This is a genomic window from Comamonas sp. Z1 (assembly GCF_008121555.1).
GTDB lineage: Bacteria > Pseudomonadota > Gammaproteobacteria > Burkholderiales > Burkholderiaceae_C > Comamonas > Comamonas thiooxydans.
The window spans coordinates 96,426-111,366 of the sequence record NZ_VOQT01000016.1 but is presented as its reverse complement, the minus strand read 5'-3'; the positions used below and the strand labels follow the sequence as shown (position 1 = coordinate 111,366).

The window sequence follows — 14,941 nt, the reverse complement described above, 5'->3', positions numbered from 1 at the left end:
AGTAGCCACGTCAATCACTCCTGGTCTCCTGCTGCACAAGAAAGCAGCAGGCTAGGGTTAATGCGTGGGTCAGATTGAGATGGAAAAACCGGGGGCTAGTGGGTCACTTCTGGGTGGAAATCAACAGACACTGCCTCAGCAGGTGATGGAACTCACTGCTGGACGAGGCGTTGATTTGGCCTTCGACCATGTGGGTGCCGATCTCTTTATCGCTTGTCTGCGCTCTCTGGCCCCGTCAGGTATGGCGGTGTCGTACAACATTCTGGCAGGCCCCCCGTCTGCTGATATGTTCGACGAGTTGCGCAAATTGCTAGCCAGAAGCTTGGCCATTCGCACTTTCTCTATCCATGCGGTAGATGCAGACATCAAGCAACGCCGAGGATTGATGGAGGAAGCCATCAGGCTTATGGCGAGCGGCTCTGTGAGTGCACCACGTGCCATGCATATGCAGCTGGCACAAGCTCGACAGGCTCACGAGCTGCTCGATAGCGGTGGCACTCTGGGCAAGCTCGTCCTCATTCCCTGATTCCGTGGAGCTCGCTAGCATGAACCAACCCTATACCGCCAACCTGTCCCACTTCGGTATCTTTTGCCGCGATCTGGAAGTGATGAAGTCCTTCTACACGGGCGTATTCGATATGCAAGAAACCGACCGTGGTGTGGGCGTGACCTTTCGCTTCGAGATCGTGTTTCTGAGCGGGCGAAATGATCAACACCATCAATTGGTGTTGGCCGGAGGACGCGGTGCCGATTCGCCGAGCACCGTGATGCAACTGTCGTTCAAGGTCCAATCCATTGACCAGTTGCGCGAAGCGCGGCGTCGGGCACTGGCTTTGGGGGCAACGAAGATGCGCGGTCTGAACCATGGCAATGCGCTTTCGATCTACTGCATGGACCCTGAGGACAACACCGTGGAGGTTTACCTGGACACGCCTTGGTATGTGAGTCAGCCCCATGGAGATCCGTTAGATCTAGAGCAGAGTGATGAAGCCATTTGGGCGCAGACTGAACAGGTCGTGCGCACAGACCCGAGCTTTATGCCTGTGGCCGAGTGGGCAGCCCAGTTTGAGCAGCGTCGTCAGGCTACCAGGAACGCATAGTAGGCAGGGCTTCACCACGAGAGGTGGACCAGCACTTGGAAAAGCGGCAGGCCATCGGCATTGAGCAATGTCCTCAATGCTGTATTGGCTTGTCCCTTCCCATGGCAGAAAGTTGTGCCGCTGCAATCGATAAGCAGTTGTATATTTTGCTTGCTCCTTAGCGTCAGGAGCCAGCATCACAATCACTTAGGCTCTTAGCAAGACCTTCCCTTTGCGGCCCGGCTGCAAGCTTGCGGCTGCTGCTTGAGCAGCATCATTGAGATCGAAAATGGCTTCTGCCGGGAGTTTGAGCTCACCCGACAATACCCGCTGCAGCAGTTCGCCAATCAAGCGCCGTTTGTTGTCAGGTGTCATGGCTTGACTGACCTTGCTACCCCAGAAGCCCTTCACCGTTGCTTGCTTGAAGATCAGAGATCCGGAGTCGATCTGCATGGGCTCACCGGCCATGGTGCCAAAGGAAACCAGGGTTCCTCCCTCACCCAATAGAGCGAGCAGGGATGCACTGGCGAAGCCTCCAATGGAGTCCACGGCCGCACTAGCCAGCGAGCCGCCAAGAATGGAGCGAGCGCGTTCCTGCCAGTCTGGTTGTGCAGTGGACAAGGCATTGCCGATGCCCAGGGCGGCAAGCTCCTGTACACCAGCATCGCGCCGAACCAGGTTCAAGACGTGCACACCGCGTGCTTTCGCCAGCATTGCCAAAGTCTTTCCGACCGCGCCATTCGCCGTGTTTTGCACGATCCATTGTCCCGACTCGACATTGAGAAACTCCAGCAGCATTAATGCGCTCAGTGGCATCGCAATAATTTGCGCTGCAGCTTCATCGGGAATAGCTGGCGGCATAGGCACCAGTACATTGGCAGGCGCAAGAAAGTATTCCGCCCAGGTGTTGTGGACTCCCGCGACGGCGACCCGCTGTCCCACTGTCGCGCCTGAGGCGCCTTCACCCAGTGCATCGACGATGCCCACGGCCTCGCTGCCGCCAATAGCGGGAAGTTCAGGCTTGTACCCATAGCTGCCGCGGATCGTCCAGAGGTCATGATTGTGGATTGGCGCCAGCAAGGTCTTGATGCGCACTTCACCGGGACCCGGTTGTGGGATGGGACGATCTATGAGCTCGAGAACCTCGGAAGGTTCGCCAAAAGTGGTATGGATAGCACTGCGCATGACTTATTTCTCCTGATGAGCGAGCATGGACAACAAGGCATGGGCCACGCCCTCGGAGCTGGCCGGATTCTGTCCCGTGATCAGGCGTCCATCCGTGACGACATGCACCTGCCAATCCGGCGCTTTCTCATAGCGAGCGCCCAAGCGCATGAACACGTCTTCGATAAGAAAGGGTACGACGGTGGTCAGGCCGACCGCCGCTTCTTCGCTGTTTGTAAAGCCTGTGACATGACGACCGGCGACCAATGGTTGTCCATCAGCAGCCCGGACATTGATCAGAGCACCTGGCGCATGGCAGACGAGGGCGAGTGGCTTGCCGGCACGCGCGAAGGCCTCCAGCAGGGCAATGGAGTTGGGATCGTTGGCCAGGTCCCACAGGGGCCCATGGCCGCCAGGGTAGAACACGGCATCGAAATCGGTGGCGCTGACCTGATTTAAAGGTACTGTCGAAGCTAGAGCGGCCTGCGCTTCGGTGTCCTGGCGAAACCGCTCGGTGGCAGAAGTTTGGGCTGCAGGCTCATTACTTTTGGGGTCCAGTGGCGGTTGACCTCCAGCAGGCGAGGCCAGCGTAATCATGGCTCCTGCATCTTTCAATGCGTAGTAGGGGGCCGCGAATTCCTCCAACCAGAACCCCGTCTTGTGACCGGTGCTGCCCAGCTTGTCGTGGGACGTGAGTACAAACAGAACTTTCATCAATGACTCCTTAGGTGTCGGAAATACAGTGGCTCTTTGCTTCCATGATTCAGTATGCAGAGGTGCAAGTGAGCAAGCGCTCGGTGGTGTCGCGTGCCTCCAGCAACGGCAATTTGTCTTGACTCAACTTGGCTAGAAGCGCTGCCCCCAACCACATTTGATACAGCGCGCGGGCAAGCGCAGGTGACGGCTTGCCGGCGGGCAGGGACCCATCTTCACGGGCTTCGTCGATCAGCGAGGCGATTCTCGCCAGCAGACGCTGCACGCCGGCGTCGAGCACCAAGCGCATGTCTTCGGAGAGGTCGGCCACTTCGGCAGCGAGCTTCACCACAAGACATTCCTCGGCCCATCCAAGCGTGGGATTGCCGGGTGCTGAAATCCAGGCATCCCAGTACCGCATCAGACGCTCACGGCCATTGCCGGCTTCTCCGAGCAAGTCATTGAGCTTTTGTCCGTAGCCTTCCACATACTGCTGTAGCAGCGCGCAGCCAAAGGCTTCCTTTGACGAGAAGTAGTGGTAGAACGAACCCTTGGGCACGTTGCAGGCTTTGAGAATTTCGAGCAGGCCCAGACCTGCAAAGCCCTTGTGCAGCACCAATCGATACCCGGTATCGAGAATGTGCTGACGTGTCACTTCGGCCTTTTTGCTGAGGATCATGTACGTGATTATAAAAATAGACCGGTCGTCTCTAATTTGTTAGAGCATGACCCATGCTGGCTACATGGCTTTGTCGGAAGCCCGTTCAAGGCCACCCGTATCAATTTTTGATTGCTGACCTCGGGTACTCAACTGGAGCGTAAACGCCGACCAATGTCGGCTGCCTACCTGAAACCTACCGTTTGAAAGCGGCCAGCATTTGTGCGCGAATGACCACAATGGATCGGGAATCGATAAGGTCACGATGCATCCATGAGCAGAAGCAATCGCTGCGCAGTAGACATTGGCTGCTGATGCACGAACGACAGCAATGGGGCGTTGCGGTCGCGCAAACACCGGACCATGTATGACTAAGATCAGCCTGAAACTGCCAGCTAAGAAAACTTGGCGGTCGGCATGCTAGGAGCAGCACCGAGGCTCCTTTCAAAGGCCAAGATTGACCAATAACTACGAGTGAAACCTAAACTTGCAAGATTGATCTTTTGGCCCGAGCTCTCGGTACGCGTAACCCATCTTTTCTTGTGATTTGTGCCCGCTGGTACAGAAAGGTAGTCGGAACTAAGCAGTCGACAGGAATTCACTGAGAGGTAACAGTCGATTTGCATTGCCATGGACATGAATTCCTGAGGACAACGTAACCTCCCAGGGCTAGGTCATCATTGACAAAAGATGTTGTAAAGCGGTCGGTATGCTTTAGGCTATTTTGGGGTAAGTTTCTGCTGCTTCATGGAGGCCACCATGCTGATTTACGTTAGCAACTGCCGTCAAGCACCGAGCGTTGAGTCGCAGGCCGAGGTTGACCTGTACCACTGGCGCATCCTGCAACTCAGCTCTGGATTGCTGCGCATTGCGGCACAACTGGACTCCGGGTCATTTCGAGTGACAACCGCACTTAGTGCAATCGATCTTCCTCGGAGGGTTGTCAGGACCGACTCCGGTCGAAGATATCGCTTGTGTGCACCTCCAGAAGATGACCCATGCTTGGCGATGTTGATGATTTCCAATGTTGCACGTGGCTCCAGTGCGATCACGCACGATGTGAGTGAAGTTGTATGGCGTGCGGTGGAAGCAGGTGCGTGGCTAAGCGAAGAGGGAGTCTTAATTCCTGCGCTGCAATAAGGTTGGCTGCTTTGATCGAAGTCAGACGGACAATTCACGATTAATCAACCCGTGCCAAGCATGCGGAGGAAATGTCCAGGGTTAGCTCAAATTACGAGCGATAGCGAGCAAAGACATGGAAATGCTTCTGACGGGACTTCCTCGGCATGGACGCACTAGAAGTTAAAAATCGAGTCGATTTAGACCGCGCAGCAACAAGAAAAAGTGAGCTAGTCTCTGTGGTCGGGAGGTGTTTACGACATTAAGTACGCAGCTTGTACAAAGAGGCAGCTTGGAAGCCGCATGTATCCTAGCCCTGTGTTTACGACATTAATTGGTTGGAATAGCTATTCGGGGCAATTGAAGTCGTAGGCAGCGATCTGGTATCCATGCGGCTTTCTGTGGAGCTAGGTTGCGTCAGCAAAGCCTAGACTCCTTCTCCTCGTAAAAAAGCGCTCCTTGTGAGCGCTTTTTTTATTGAGATTCAACACTCAAGCTTCGGCGATGCGGTGTTGAACAAGACGACTGCAGCAAATGAAAGTGTGAAGTCTGCCTTGGCCTGAGGACTCAACTGATCCCTGCTAAACGGCTTTCAAGCGTGATCGATAACATGCCGGCGTTTCACCGAAGGTCCGGCGAAACAGGCTGATGTAAGCGCTGATACTGGCATAGCCGAGATCCAGTGCAATGGCTGTAATGCTTATGCCTTCGGCAAGCATCTCAAGTGATCGCAATAGGCGTACGCGCTGGCGCCAGGCAGTGAAGTTAAAGCCTGTCTCGCTGACAAACCTGCGACTGAGAGTGCGCGAGCTGATGGCTCCGAAACTTGCCCAGTCATCGATGTTGCGCTCGTCGGCTGGATTGGCTATCAAAGCTTTGGCGATACGCTGCAGACGCGCATCTGCTGGTATGGGCAGGCCAAACTCCTCAACCGGCAGGCTTCTGATCTCGTCCAGAACCACAGCGCATATATGTGACTGTGCTTGACTCGATTGATCGGAGGCTTGCGACATGGAGCTGGCAATACGCAGCACCGCTTCGCGCAGCAGGCCCGATACCCGGATGATGCAGGGCTGTGCCGGCAAATTGGCGCATGCGGCTTCTGCCACATAGGCGCTCCAGCCATGGTAGGGGCCGAAGGAGCGCCCCGCGTGAGCATGATGGGGAGGAAGCCAAACGGCATGTATGGCCGGCACCACCCAGAGACCGCCATCGACCTGCACCGAGATCAAGCCTTTGATTGAACCAAACAATTGACCGCGTGCATGCTGATGCATCTCGGAAGAGAGTTCACTCTCCAGCATCCGAGTGGCCGCTACAACACTGGGCCCGTCAGGGGAGTCCATATAGGAGCCCAACAGATGCATGAGATCAGGCATGGCGGATTTGAGTTATCTAATGGCCGATAAATTCTACAGCCGCCATATCACCTGGGCCTACGCTTGCAACTTTCCTCAAACACAGGAGTTTCACGTGCCTTCATCAAAAGACTCGGCAGATCAAGGATTGCACAAGAGCAGTCGGTCAGATGCGGTTGATCTGAATCGGCTGTACGCGCGCCCAACGGAGCGAATTCAAAAAGCGGTTCTCGATCATTTGATGGATTTCCACAAGGCGTATTTGGCAAAAGCGACGTTTTTCTGTCTTGCCACGGGAGATGGGAATGGCTTGGATGCATCGCCACGCGGAGGTCCTCCCGGTTTCGTACGGGTACTGGATGCACGCACCTTGGTTTTTGCGGACTGGCCCGGCAACAATCGCATTGCCTCCTTGCGCAATCTTCAGGATGACGACCGGTTGGCGATGCTGTTTCTCTTCCCTGGTCTGGAAACCTTTTTGCGAATCAATGGACGCGGTCGAGTTTCATCCGATGGTGACTTGATGCAAGAGTTGCGAGAAGGGGTCAAGCTGCCAAAAACTGCAATAGTGATTCGGATCGATGAAGTGCTGTTCCACTGTGGACGAGCCATCAATCGCGCCCGGTTGTGGCGCGACGAGAGTCATCTGGACCCCAATCATCTGCCTACAGTCGGAGACGTGATGGCTGGCCTGGCCCAATTGCAGGGTGACGCTCAATTCACATCAGAGCAGATCGTTCACGCAAATGAGCGCTACTCAAGTGCCGTAAGAACCGAGCTTTACTGAGCGCTCACAGCTTCGCTCTATTTCTGCCCATCTCTGCCGCATGCCCTGCGGTTTCGCAGGACTCGAATTACTTGTTGATGCGAGCGCCGATCTTGGGGTCTGGCCTGCTTTCGAGTAGCCTCAGGGCTCCTGCTATCAAGGCTTGAGTTCCCTCAATCAGTTCTGCCTCCATTTCTGCCTCTTGCAGTTGCCAGTCCGCTTCCTCAATCGGCTCCAGACGGGCTGCGGAATACACCGTGTCGGCCGCAGAGATGCAAAAGAAGGTCACGGTGGAGAGCAGCCAGCGTGATTGTTCCTTGGTGATGCCGTAGGCCTGTGCAATATGGGCCTGATGGGCGCTGATCTTCTCCAGCATGGCCGGTGTGGCCGCCAGGCGGCGAATCACGAAGGGCGTGACGCCGGGGTGCGCTTTTACGAACTGTCGTGTGGACGCAGTGAACCCCATAAGGTATTCCTCCAGCCCAATCTGCTGAGGGCTTGTTGCCTGCGGCAACTCCCAGCGCTTGAAGATTTCCTCTGCAATCAGGTGTTTGAGTGCTTCCAGGCTTGGCACATGCTTGTAGAGCGCCATGTGGCTGACGCCCAGTGCAGCGGCAACGCCGACGAACGTAATGCCAGGAAGGCCGATGGAAATTCCGGCGTCTGCAATTTTCTCTTTGGTGATGGAGCGTGGTCTCCCACGAGTCGAGGGCTTGGGTGTGTGGGGCATACGCTGGTTCTCAGTCTCTGGGCGAGATTGTCGGTGATTCACATCACTTGTCGTAGACCTATTGCTTGAATCGTTTTGAATTAGTTTATCATCATGCAACTAATTCTCGTAAAGCTTCTCGTTCGCATCCTTGTGAGAGATAGCCTTCTTCCATATCGAATGTCTACCTCTGAATCGCTTGCAGTTGCTGCCAGACCCGCGCAGCCGATCGCCCGGATATTCGCGCCTGTTCGCGGGCGCTTGATGCTTGCTGGTCTGAGCGCTGCGGTTGGCACCATGTTCACGCTGGTGCCACTGGCGGTCATCGCGCATATCGTCAAGCAAGCCTTGCTCGATGACTTGGGGGGCATATGGGGCAGCATCGCTGTCGGAGTGCTGTGCATGTTCGTGGGCATGGGTTTGGTGATCGTCGCCGAGCTGATCGCGCACCTGGCAGACAACCGCCTCACTTACGATCTGCGCATTGCTGTAATCAAGCGGCTGTCGCAAGTGCCTTTGGGCTGGTTTACTGCCCGCGCCTCAGGGGAGGTCAAGCAGGCACTGCAGGACGATATCGCGACGCTGCACAGTCTGACTGCGCATTTCTATACCGCCGTGGGGCGTGCGGCCGGGGCGATCGTGATTGCAGTGATTTATCTGTTTGTGCTGGATTGGCGCATGGCGATCTTTGCGCTACTGCCATTTCCCGGATTCTTCGTTTTTCTCAAACGCGCAATGAAAGCCAGCAATGCTCACATGCAGGAGTTCGTTGCGCGACTGGGGCGGATCAACAGCGCTACGGTGGAGTTTGCGGGAGGGATTCCGGTCATCAAGGCCTTTGGTGGAGCGAGCCCGGTCCACGCAGGTTACAGAGATGCCGTGGATGGATTTGCCAGTGCCTTTACGGATTTCACTCGCCCGCTGGTGATCTCCATGGCTCGTGCGCATGCATTGATTGCGCCTGTGACCGTCCTCGGTGTGGTGCTGGCTTCTGGCGCTGCGTTTGTTGCCATGGGCTGGATGCAGCCTCTTGATGTATTGCCGTTCGCACTCGTCGCGCCCGGTATTTGTGCGCCGCTTTTGCTTTTGCATACCTTGCTGCATGACCTGCAGGGTGCAACCGGTGCGGCCCAGCGCGTGCTGGCATTGCTGGACACTCCGGTGCTGCCGCAACCGACGCCGGGGCAGCCATCGCATCCTGAAGGCAATGCCGTGCGTTTCGAGCAGGTGGGTTATGCGTATGCGGCAGAGCATCAGGTGCTGTCCGGCATCAGCTTTGACATGCAGCCCGGCACCGTCACGGCCGTGGTCGGCCCTTCGGGTTCTGGAAAATCCACGCTGGCACGTTTGCTGTTGCGGTTTTTCGATCCCGCACAAGGGCGCATCACTCTGGGTGGAGTCGATTTGCGGCAGATCACCAGCACAACCCTGTATCAACGCATTGGCTTTGTGCTGCAGGAAGTGCAGCTGATTCACGCCAGTGTGCGCGAGAACATTGCGCTGGCCCGTCCATCGGCCACTATTGAGGAAATCGAGGCCGCAGCCCGCGCAGCCCACATCCACGATCGCATTCTGGCGTTGCCGCGTGGCTACGACTCCGTGGTGGGCGAGGATGCGCAGCTCTCCGGTGGGGAACGCCAGCGCCTGAGCATTGCCCGGGCAGTGCTGCTGAATCCGCCCATTCTCGTGCTGGATGAAGCTACCGCATCTGCAGATGTGGAAAGCGAAGCCTTCATTCAGGACGCACTTTCTCGCTTTGCACGCGGGCGCACCTTGCTGGTGATTGCACACCGGCTCGACACCATCGTGCATGCGGATCACATTCTGGTGCTGCGCGATGGAGAGATTGCCGAGCAAGGCAGACATGCGCAACTGCTGGCTGAAGACGGTCTCTATGCGCGGCTGTGGCAGCTGGGTGCTTATGCCAGCCCGATGCCAAAGAGTGAACTGCCATGCTGAAGACCTTTTTGAAGTTGCTGGGTGATGATGCACGCCTGCTGCACCGCTACACATGGATGGCTGTTGCCTACGGTGTGCTGTGCGGTCTGACGATGGCGGCGCTGCAACCGTTGCTGACGCATTGGTTGCAAGGTGACTGGCGTGCAGCCATGGGCTGGCTATGCGTGCTGCTGCTGGGTGTGCTGCTGTCATGGATTGCCAGACGTGTCGTGGAGCAGGCGGGCATCCGTGTCGGCGTGGCGGTTCTGCAAAGCGGACGCCATCGCCTGGGCCTTCATATGGCGAGCCTGCCCATCGGCTGGTATACGCCGAAAAATACCGCGCGCATCGGCCATGTGGTGACGCAGGGGATGATGGGCATTGCGCAATTGCCAGCGCATGTTTTCACTCCACTCATCAGTGGTGCGGCCACGGCCGTGATCGTGTTGGTGGCACTTCTGGTTGTGAGTCCGGTCCTGGGGCTCACTGCGCTGATTGCGCTGCCATTGCTTGCAGGGTCGTTCGCATTGACTTCGTCGATGTCGGCGCGCGCCAATGCCGCTTTCCAGCGCGACTTTGCCCAAGCCAGTCAGCGTGTGGTGGAGTTCGCGCAGGCCCAATCCGTGCTGCGTGCGTTCAGCGGCGATGGCCGCAGTACACGCTTTCTGGAGCAGGCCATCACCGAACAACGTCAATCCGGACTGCGGCTGGTGGTGTTGTCATCGCTGTCCTCCGTATTCTGTGTATGGACCGTGCAGCTGATCTTTGCCGTGCTGTTGGTGGTCGCGATATCCGGTTTGAACGCAGCATCCGGTGGCTCCTTGTCCACAGCGCAAATCATTGCCTTGACGGTTGCGTTATTGCTTGTGGTGCGTTTTATCGAGCCCTTGCAGGAAATCGCCGGCTACGCAGAAGTGCTTAGGAGTGCAGGCTCGCAGCTGCAAGCAGTACAGGAGCTATTTGCCGTGCAGCCGCTGCCGCAACCGAAGCAGGCAACACTTGTTGGCGATTCTTCCGTGGAGTTGCGTGATGTGCGGTTTCAATATCCAGGGTCTGCAGATGAAGTGCTGCACGGTGTGAGCTTGCATGTGCTGCCGCGCAGCATGACGGCGCTGATAGGTGCATCTGGTTCCGGCAAGTCCACGGTGATGCGACTGATCGCCCGTTTCTTCGATGCCACGCAGGGCGAGGTCTTGATCGCAGGCGTGGATGTCCGTGACATTGGCGATGCGCAACTGGCCGGGCAAATCAGCCAGATCTTTCAGGATAGCTATCTGCTTTGCGGCAGCATTGCCGACAACATCCGCATTGGCAAATCGGACGCCAGCGATGCGCAAGTTCTGCAAGCTGCGCATCAGGCCGGGCTTGATGAAGTCATTGCGCGACTGCCAGACGGGGTGCTGACGATGGTGGGCGAAAACGGCGCACGTCTTTCCGGAGGCGAACGCCAGCGCATAGCGATTGCCCGGGCCTTGATCAAGGAGTCCCCCATCCTGCTGGTGGATGAAGCCACTGCTGCGCTGGACGCAGAGAACCAGTCCATCATCGCTCAAACACTTGCACGGCTGAAGGGGCAGCGCACGCTCATCGTGATCGCACACCAGCTCTCCACCATTGCCATGGCCGATCAGATTGTGGTGCTGGAAGGCGGCGGCGTGGTAGAGAGCGGATCACCTGCGCAGTTAAAGGCAAGTCAGGGTCGCTATTCCCAATTGCTTGCGCAGAGCCGCGCTGCCAAAGGCTGGCGGATGGACGCCGTGCAAATGTCCGGGGATGCCGTGTGATGCGCAAGCGTTGGTTGCTGGTGTTTGCTGTGCTGTGCGTGGTGTCCGTGCTGCTGGGGGCGCGGCAGATGGTGTGGTCGGATCTGCTTTCATTCTCCGGCGATGCCTGGCTCACCCTGACTGCAAGCCGTTTGCCGCGTTTGGCGGCGCTGGTGCTTACGGGGGCGGGTCTGTCGGTGTGCGGCGTGATCCTGCAGCACATCGTGCGCAACAAGTTTGTGGAGCCGGGCACCACAGGGGGGCTGGATGCGGCCAAGCTCGGTATCTTGGTGGCGCTTACCGTGATGCCTGCTGCGGGAACCCTGAGCCGGATGCTGTTTGCGCTGGTGTTCTGCCTGATGGCAAGTCTGCTGTTCATTGCCGTGATCCGACGCATACAGTTTCGCAATCTGGTTCTGGTGCCCGTTGTCGGTCTGATGTACGGCAGCGTGCTCACCTCGATTGCCGAGTTCTATGCATACAGCCACAACATCCTGCAAAGCATGCAGGGCTGGTTGCTGGGCGACTTTTCCCGCGTGGTGCAAGGCCATTACGAGATTCTCTACATCATTTTGCCGGTGGTCATGCTGGCCTATCTGTATGCACACCGCATCACTGTGCTGGGCATGGGCGAAGACATGGCCACGAGTCTGGGCCTGGGTTATGCAGCCACGGCCATCGTCGGTTTGGTGCTGGTGGCATTCACGGTTTCTGCCACGGTGATTGCCGTGGGGGCGATTCCGTTTGTGGGCCTTGTCGTGCCCCAGCTGATTGCCATGCGCTGTGGTGAGAACTTGCGACGTACATTGCCACTGGTGGCTTTGGGAGGTGCATCCCTGCTGCTGGCCTGCGACATTGCAGGTCGCCTGGTGATGTATCCGTTCGAGGTGCCTATCGGCCTTACTGCCGGTGCGGTGGGCGGTGTGATGTTCCTGGCGCTGATTGTGCGGGGGCTTCGCTGATGCGCATGTCGTTGACCAGGACCTGCTGGTTCGCAGCGCTGTCGATTGCACTCCTGGCGCTTGCTTTTGTGCTGCTGGGCTCCGGACTGGATACGGATTATGTGATCCCCAAGCGCCTTGTACGCCTTGCGTCGATTGTCATTGGCGGGATCTGCGTGGCTGTGTCGGCCATAGTGTTTCAGGCACTGGTGAACAACCGCATTCTGACGCCCTCCATCATGGGTTACGAGGCCGTGTATCTGCTGTGGCAAGCCATGCTGCTGTTGCTGCTGGGTACACATGGCTTGAGCATGCTTGGCGTACACGGGAATTTCCTCGTCTCCGTGCTGCTGATGCTGACCTATTCATGGGCACTGCAATGGTGGCTGTTGCGCCGCGGCCGCAATGATGTCTATGTGCTGCTGCTGCTCGGTCTGGTGCTGACCATGGTGATCGGCACGTTCACCCAGTTTGTGCAGCTGCGCATCAGCCCCGGCGAGTTTGCAGTGTTTCAGGGCGTGAGCTACACATCCTTCAATCGTGCCAAGCCGCAGACTTTGCTCTATGCCGCCATTGCGGTAGCGCTCGCCTGTGCCGTGGTCCGCAAGACGTTGGCGGTGCTGGATGTGCTGGCTCTGGGGCGTGAGCAGGCCATTTCCCTGGGCGTGCCGCATGGCCGGTATTTGCAGCTCTACCTGGCGCTGATCGCCATTTTGGTGGCGCTGTCCACCAGCCTTGTGGGACCCACGGCCTTCATGGGCATCTTTGTGGCCAACATCGTCTACGCCCTGGTGCCGTATGCACGCCACCGCGTCACGCTGCCGCTGGGGTGTGCGGTTGCCATTGCCATTTTTCTTGCCGCTCAACTGCTGGTTGAGCATGTTTTCAACTACAAGACCACCGTCAGCATTCTGGTGAATCTGGTGTGCGGTGTGTATTTCCTGGCACTGATTGTGCGCAAGCGGGGTGCAGCATGATGGGGGTCCACCATCTTTCCAAGCAATATGGCGGCAGGACGGTGTTGTCAGACGTGAGCGTGGAGTTTCCTGCCCAGCGCGTCACATCGCTGATCGGACCCAATGGTGCGGGAAAGTCCACGCTGCTCATGCTGATGGCGCGCTTGCTGGAGCCCAGCAGCGGTGCGATTCAGTGGCAGGCACGTGACGTCAGCCGAATTCCCGTTGCCGAATACGCACGGCATGTTGCCACGCTGCGTCAGGCCCCCGGCTTCAATATGCGCCTGACGGTGGAAGAGCTGGTCGCTTTTGGACGTTTCCCGCATAGCCGTGGCGCGCTGACGGTTCACGACCGCCGAGCCATGGATGAGGCAATCGCCTTTCTGTCTTTGGAGCCGCTGCGTCACGCTTTCATCGATGAGATCAGTGGCGGTCAGCGGCAGATGGCATTTCTCGCAATGACGATTGCGCAGCAGACAGATGTGCTGCTGCTTGACGAGCCACTCAACAACCTCGACATGAGGCATGCCGTACAGATCATGCGCGCACTGCGTCGCCTCTGCGACGAGCAGGGCCGCACCGTGATTCTGGTGATTCACGACATCAACTTTGCGGTCAATTACTCGGACCACATAGTCGCGCTCAAGAACGGAGCACTGCGCTTTCACGGCCCGGCTCAGGACGTGGTGACCGAGACGCGCATGGCCGATCTGTACGAGCTGGATTTCGAGATCACGCGCAACCAGCGTGGCTGTTTCTGCAATTACTTCACATCCAGGGAAGATCACTCATGAATTCGTTGCGCAGGCAACTCCTGCTCTCTGTTGGCGGCGTGGCGGCTTTGTCCTTCGCGCCCGGCATGGCTCACGCCTATGAGCCTGTTTCCATCCGTCACAAAATGGGCACCACGCTCATCAAGCGTCTGCCGCAGCGTGTGGCGGCGCTGGAGATGAACGAGGTGGACTTCCTCGATCAGCTTGGCGTGCCCGTTGCGGGAATGGTGAAGGACTACGTTCCCCATTTCCTCGCCAAGTACAAGGGCGACGCCAAGGTGCAGGATCTCGGCGCCATCGTACAGCCCAATCTGGAGCGTGTGCACGCGCTGAGGCCGGATCTCATCCTGATGACATCGCTGCAGGCCGGCAAATACGAGGAGCTGGCTGAAATTGCCCCCGCCTTGTACTACGAGGTGGACTTCAAGAACAGCGAGAAGGGACATATCGAAGTCGTCAAGAACCATCTGCTGACCCTGGGCCGCATATTCAACAGGGAAGGGCTTGCCAGCGCCAAGGCTGCAGAGCTGGATGCACAGGTTCAACAGGTGCGGCGCATCACGCAAGGTCGGCCGGAGCGGGCCATGATCGTGTTGCACAACAACGGAGCTTTCAGCTCCTTCGGTCTGCAATCGCGTTACGGCTTCGTATTCAGCGCGCTGGGCGTGAAGCCTGCAAGCTCTGCGCTGGAAACCAGTCTGCATGGGCAACCCATCTCCAGCGAATTCATCCAGCAGGCGGATCCGGAGATCCTTTATGTGGTGGATCGCACTGCGGTGATGGAGCGCCGCCCCGTCATCAATGCCGATGGCATTGCCAATCCCTTGCTGCGCCAGACCAAGGCCTGGAAGAACGGGCGCGTGGTGTTTGTCGATGCAGATGCCTGGTACACCACGGGTGCCAGCCCAAGCTCACTGAAGCTGTTGTTTAGCGATGTGCTCAAGGGCTATTCGCGCTGATTGCTTCTTTATTTGTCGTAGCCAGGTCCATACCCAGCCAGCAGTTCTATTAAGCATGCGGTGCA

General features: G+C 57.5%; 14 protein-coding genes. 9 read left to right on the top strand and 5 right to left on the bottom strand.

Going from position 1 to position 14,941, the window contains the following annotated elements; all coding sequences use genetic code 11:
* The first annotated feature begins 64 nt into the window (after positions 1-64).
* Together FSY45_RS22145 and FSY45_RS22140 are read left to right on the top strand one after the other, a co-directional pair.
* Complete coding sequence (locus FSY45_RS22145; RefSeq protein WP_255443399.1) at positions 65-526, top strand: zinc-binding dehydrogenase; 462 nt, start codon at positions 65-67, stop codon at positions 524-526.
* Between the two features lie 19 nt (positions 527-545).
* The gene (locus tag FSY45_RS22140; protein WP_046461525.1) at positions 546-1,100 is read left to right on the top strand and encodes a VOC family protein; all 555 of its coding nucleotides are present in this window, start codon (positions 546-548) and stop codon (positions 1,098-1,100) included.
* 186 nt (positions 1,101-1,286) lie between these two features.
* On the opposite strand, the gene FSY45_RS22135 is transcribed toward FSY45_RS22140, so the two are convergent.
* The 4 genes from FSY45_RS22135 to FSY45_RS22120 all read right to left on the bottom strand — a co-directional run bounded on the left by FSY45_RS22135 (position 1,287) and on the right by FSY45_RS22120 (position 6,092).
* Entirely contained in the window at positions 1,287-2,264 is a 978-nt protein-coding gene (locus FSY45_RS22135; RefSeq protein WP_039049044.1) for a zinc-binding dehydrogenase, read from the bottom strand.
* Positions 2,265-2,267: 3 nt separating this feature from the next.
* Entirely contained in the window at positions 2,268-2,957 is a 690-nt protein-coding gene (locus tag FSY45_RS22130; RefSeq protein ID WP_039049045.1) for a type 1 glutamine amidotransferase domain-containing protein, read from the bottom strand.
* Between the two features lie 49 nt (positions 2,958-3,006).
* On the bottom strand, positions 3,007-3,615 hold the full coding sequence (locus FSY45_RS22125) for a TetR/AcrR family transcriptional regulator (protein WP_039049046.1): 609 nt from the start codon (positions 3,613-3,615) through the stop codon (positions 3,007-3,009).
* A 1,679-nt stretch (positions 3,616-5,294) separates the two neighbouring features.
* A complete protein-coding gene (locus tag FSY45_RS22120; protein WP_034362435.1) occupies positions 5,295-6,092 on the bottom strand; it encodes a helix-turn-helix domain-containing protein in 798 nt (265 codons plus the stop codon).
* Here FSY45_RS22120 and FSY45_RS22115 point away from each other — a divergent pair.
* The gene (locus FSY45_RS22115; protein WP_003067131.1) at positions 6,091-6,858 is read left to right on the top strand and encodes an MSMEG_1061 family FMN-dependent PPOX-type flavoprotein; all 768 of its coding nucleotides are present in this window, start codon (positions 6,091-6,093) and stop codon (positions 6,856-6,858) included. The two genes, FSY45_RS22120 and FSY45_RS22115, sit on opposite strands and share 2 nt — an antisense overlap.
* A gap of 67 nt (positions 6,859-6,925) precedes the next feature.
* On the opposite strand, the gene FSY45_RS22110 is transcribed toward FSY45_RS22115, so the two are convergent.
* The gene (locus tag FSY45_RS22110; protein ID WP_046461526.1) at positions 6,926-7,567 is read right to left on the bottom strand and encodes a TetR/AcrR family transcriptional regulator; all 642 of its coding nucleotides are present in this window, start codon (positions 7,565-7,567) and stop codon (positions 6,926-6,928) included.
* Between the two features lie 243 nt (positions 7,568-7,810).
* Between FSY45_RS22110 and FSY45_RS22105 the strand changes: the two genes are divergently transcribed.
* The 6 genes from FSY45_RS22105 to FSY45_RS22080 are packed head-to-tail and all read left to right on the top strand — an operon-like array spanning position 7,811 to position 14,876.
* Complete coding sequence (locus FSY45_RS22105; protein WP_370512847.1) at positions 7,811-9,505, top strand: ABC transporter ATP-binding protein; 1,695 nt, start codon at positions 7,811-7,813, stop codon at positions 9,503-9,505.
* Positions 9,499-11,268 carry an ABC transporter ATP-binding protein gene (locus FSY45_RS22100; protein ID WP_046461528.1) on the top strand — a complete coding sequence of 590 codons (1,770 nt, stop codon included), beginning with the start codon at positions 9,499-9,501 and terminating at the stop codon, positions 11,266-11,268. Before FSY45_RS22105 ends, FSY45_RS22100 begins: the two co-directional genes overlap by 7 nt.
* Entirely contained in the window at positions 11,268-12,209 is a 942-nt protein-coding gene (locus tag FSY45_RS22095) for an ABC transporter permease (protein WP_046461529.1), read from the top strand. The genes FSY45_RS22100 and FSY45_RS22095 overlap by 1 nt, the downstream gene beginning before the upstream one ends.
* On the top strand, positions 12,209-13,165 hold the full coding sequence (locus FSY45_RS22090; protein ID WP_046461530.1) for an iron chelate uptake ABC transporter family permease subunit: 957 nt from the start codon (positions 12,209-12,211) through the stop codon (positions 13,163-13,165). The genes FSY45_RS22095 and FSY45_RS22090 overlap by 1 nt, the downstream gene beginning before the upstream one ends.
* Entirely contained in the window at positions 13,162-13,938 is a 777-nt protein-coding gene (locus FSY45_RS22085) for an ABC transporter ATP-binding protein (RefSeq protein ID WP_046461531.1), read from the top strand. The genes FSY45_RS22090 and FSY45_RS22085 overlap by 4 nt, the downstream gene beginning before the upstream one ends.
* Positions 13,935-14,876: a siderophore ABC transporter substrate-binding protein gene (locus FSY45_RS22080; RefSeq protein ID WP_046461532.1), complete on the top strand. Its 942-nt coding sequence runs from the start codon at positions 13,935-13,937 to the stop codon at positions 14,874-14,876. The genes FSY45_RS22085 and FSY45_RS22080 overlap by 4 nt, the downstream gene beginning before the upstream one ends.
* Positions 14,877-14,941 lie beyond the last annotated feature (65 nt).

What these genes read in the sequence shown, in the direction of transcription:
- FSY45_RS22140 (WP_046461525.1), top strand. Translation starts at nt 546, where the DNA reads ATGAACCAACCCTATACCGCCAACCTGTCCCACTTCGGTATCTTTTGC.
- FSY45_RS22135 (WP_039049044.1), bottom strand. Translation starts at nt 2,264, where the DNA reads ATGCGCAGTGCTATCCATACCACTTTTGGCGAACCTTCCGAGGTTCTC.
- FSY45_RS22130 (WP_039049045.1), bottom strand. Translation starts at nt 2,957, where the DNA reads ATGAAAGTTCTGTTTGTACTCACGTCCCACGACAAGCTGGGCAGCACC.
- FSY45_RS22125 (WP_039049046.1), bottom strand. Translation starts at nt 3,615, where the DNA reads ATGATCCTCAGCAAAAAGGCCGAAGTGACACGTCAGCACATTCTCGAT.
- FSY45_RS22115 (WP_003067131.1), top strand. Translation starts at nt 6,091, where the DNA reads ATGGCGGATTTGAGTTATCTAATGGCCGATAAATTCTACAGCCGCCAT.
- FSY45_RS22120 (WP_034362435.1), bottom strand. Translation starts at nt 6,092, where the DNA reads ATGCCTGATCTCATGCATCTGTTGGGCTCCTATATGGACTCCCCTGAC.
- FSY45_RS22110 (WP_046461526.1), bottom strand. Translation starts at nt 7,567, where the DNA reads ATGCCCCACACACCCAAGCCCTCGACTCGTGGGAGACCACGCTCCATC.
- FSY45_RS22105 (WP_370512847.1), top strand. Translation starts at nt 7,811, where the DNA reads ATGCTTGCTGGTCTGAGCGCTGCGGTTGGCACCATGTTCACGCTGGTG.
- FSY45_RS22100 (WP_046461528.1), top strand. Translation starts at nt 9,499, where the DNA reads ATGCTGAAGACCTTTTTGAAGTTGCTGGGTGATGATGCACGCCTGCTG.
- FSY45_RS22095 (WP_046461529.1), top strand. Translation starts at nt 11,268, where the DNA reads ATGCGCAAGCGTTGGTTGCTGGTGTTTGCTGTGCTGTGCGTGGTGTCC.
- FSY45_RS22090 (WP_046461530.1), top strand. Translation starts at nt 12,209, where the DNA reads ATGCGCATGTCGTTGACCAGGACCTGCTGGTTCGCAGCGCTGTCGATT.
- FSY45_RS22085 (WP_046461531.1), top strand. Translation starts at nt 13,162, where the DNA reads ATGATGGGGGTCCACCATCTTTCCAAGCAATATGGCGGCAGGACGGTG.
- FSY45_RS22080 (WP_046461532.1), top strand. Translation starts at nt 13,935, where the DNA reads ATGAATTCGTTGCGCAGGCAACTCCTGCTCTCTGTTGGCGGCGTGGCG.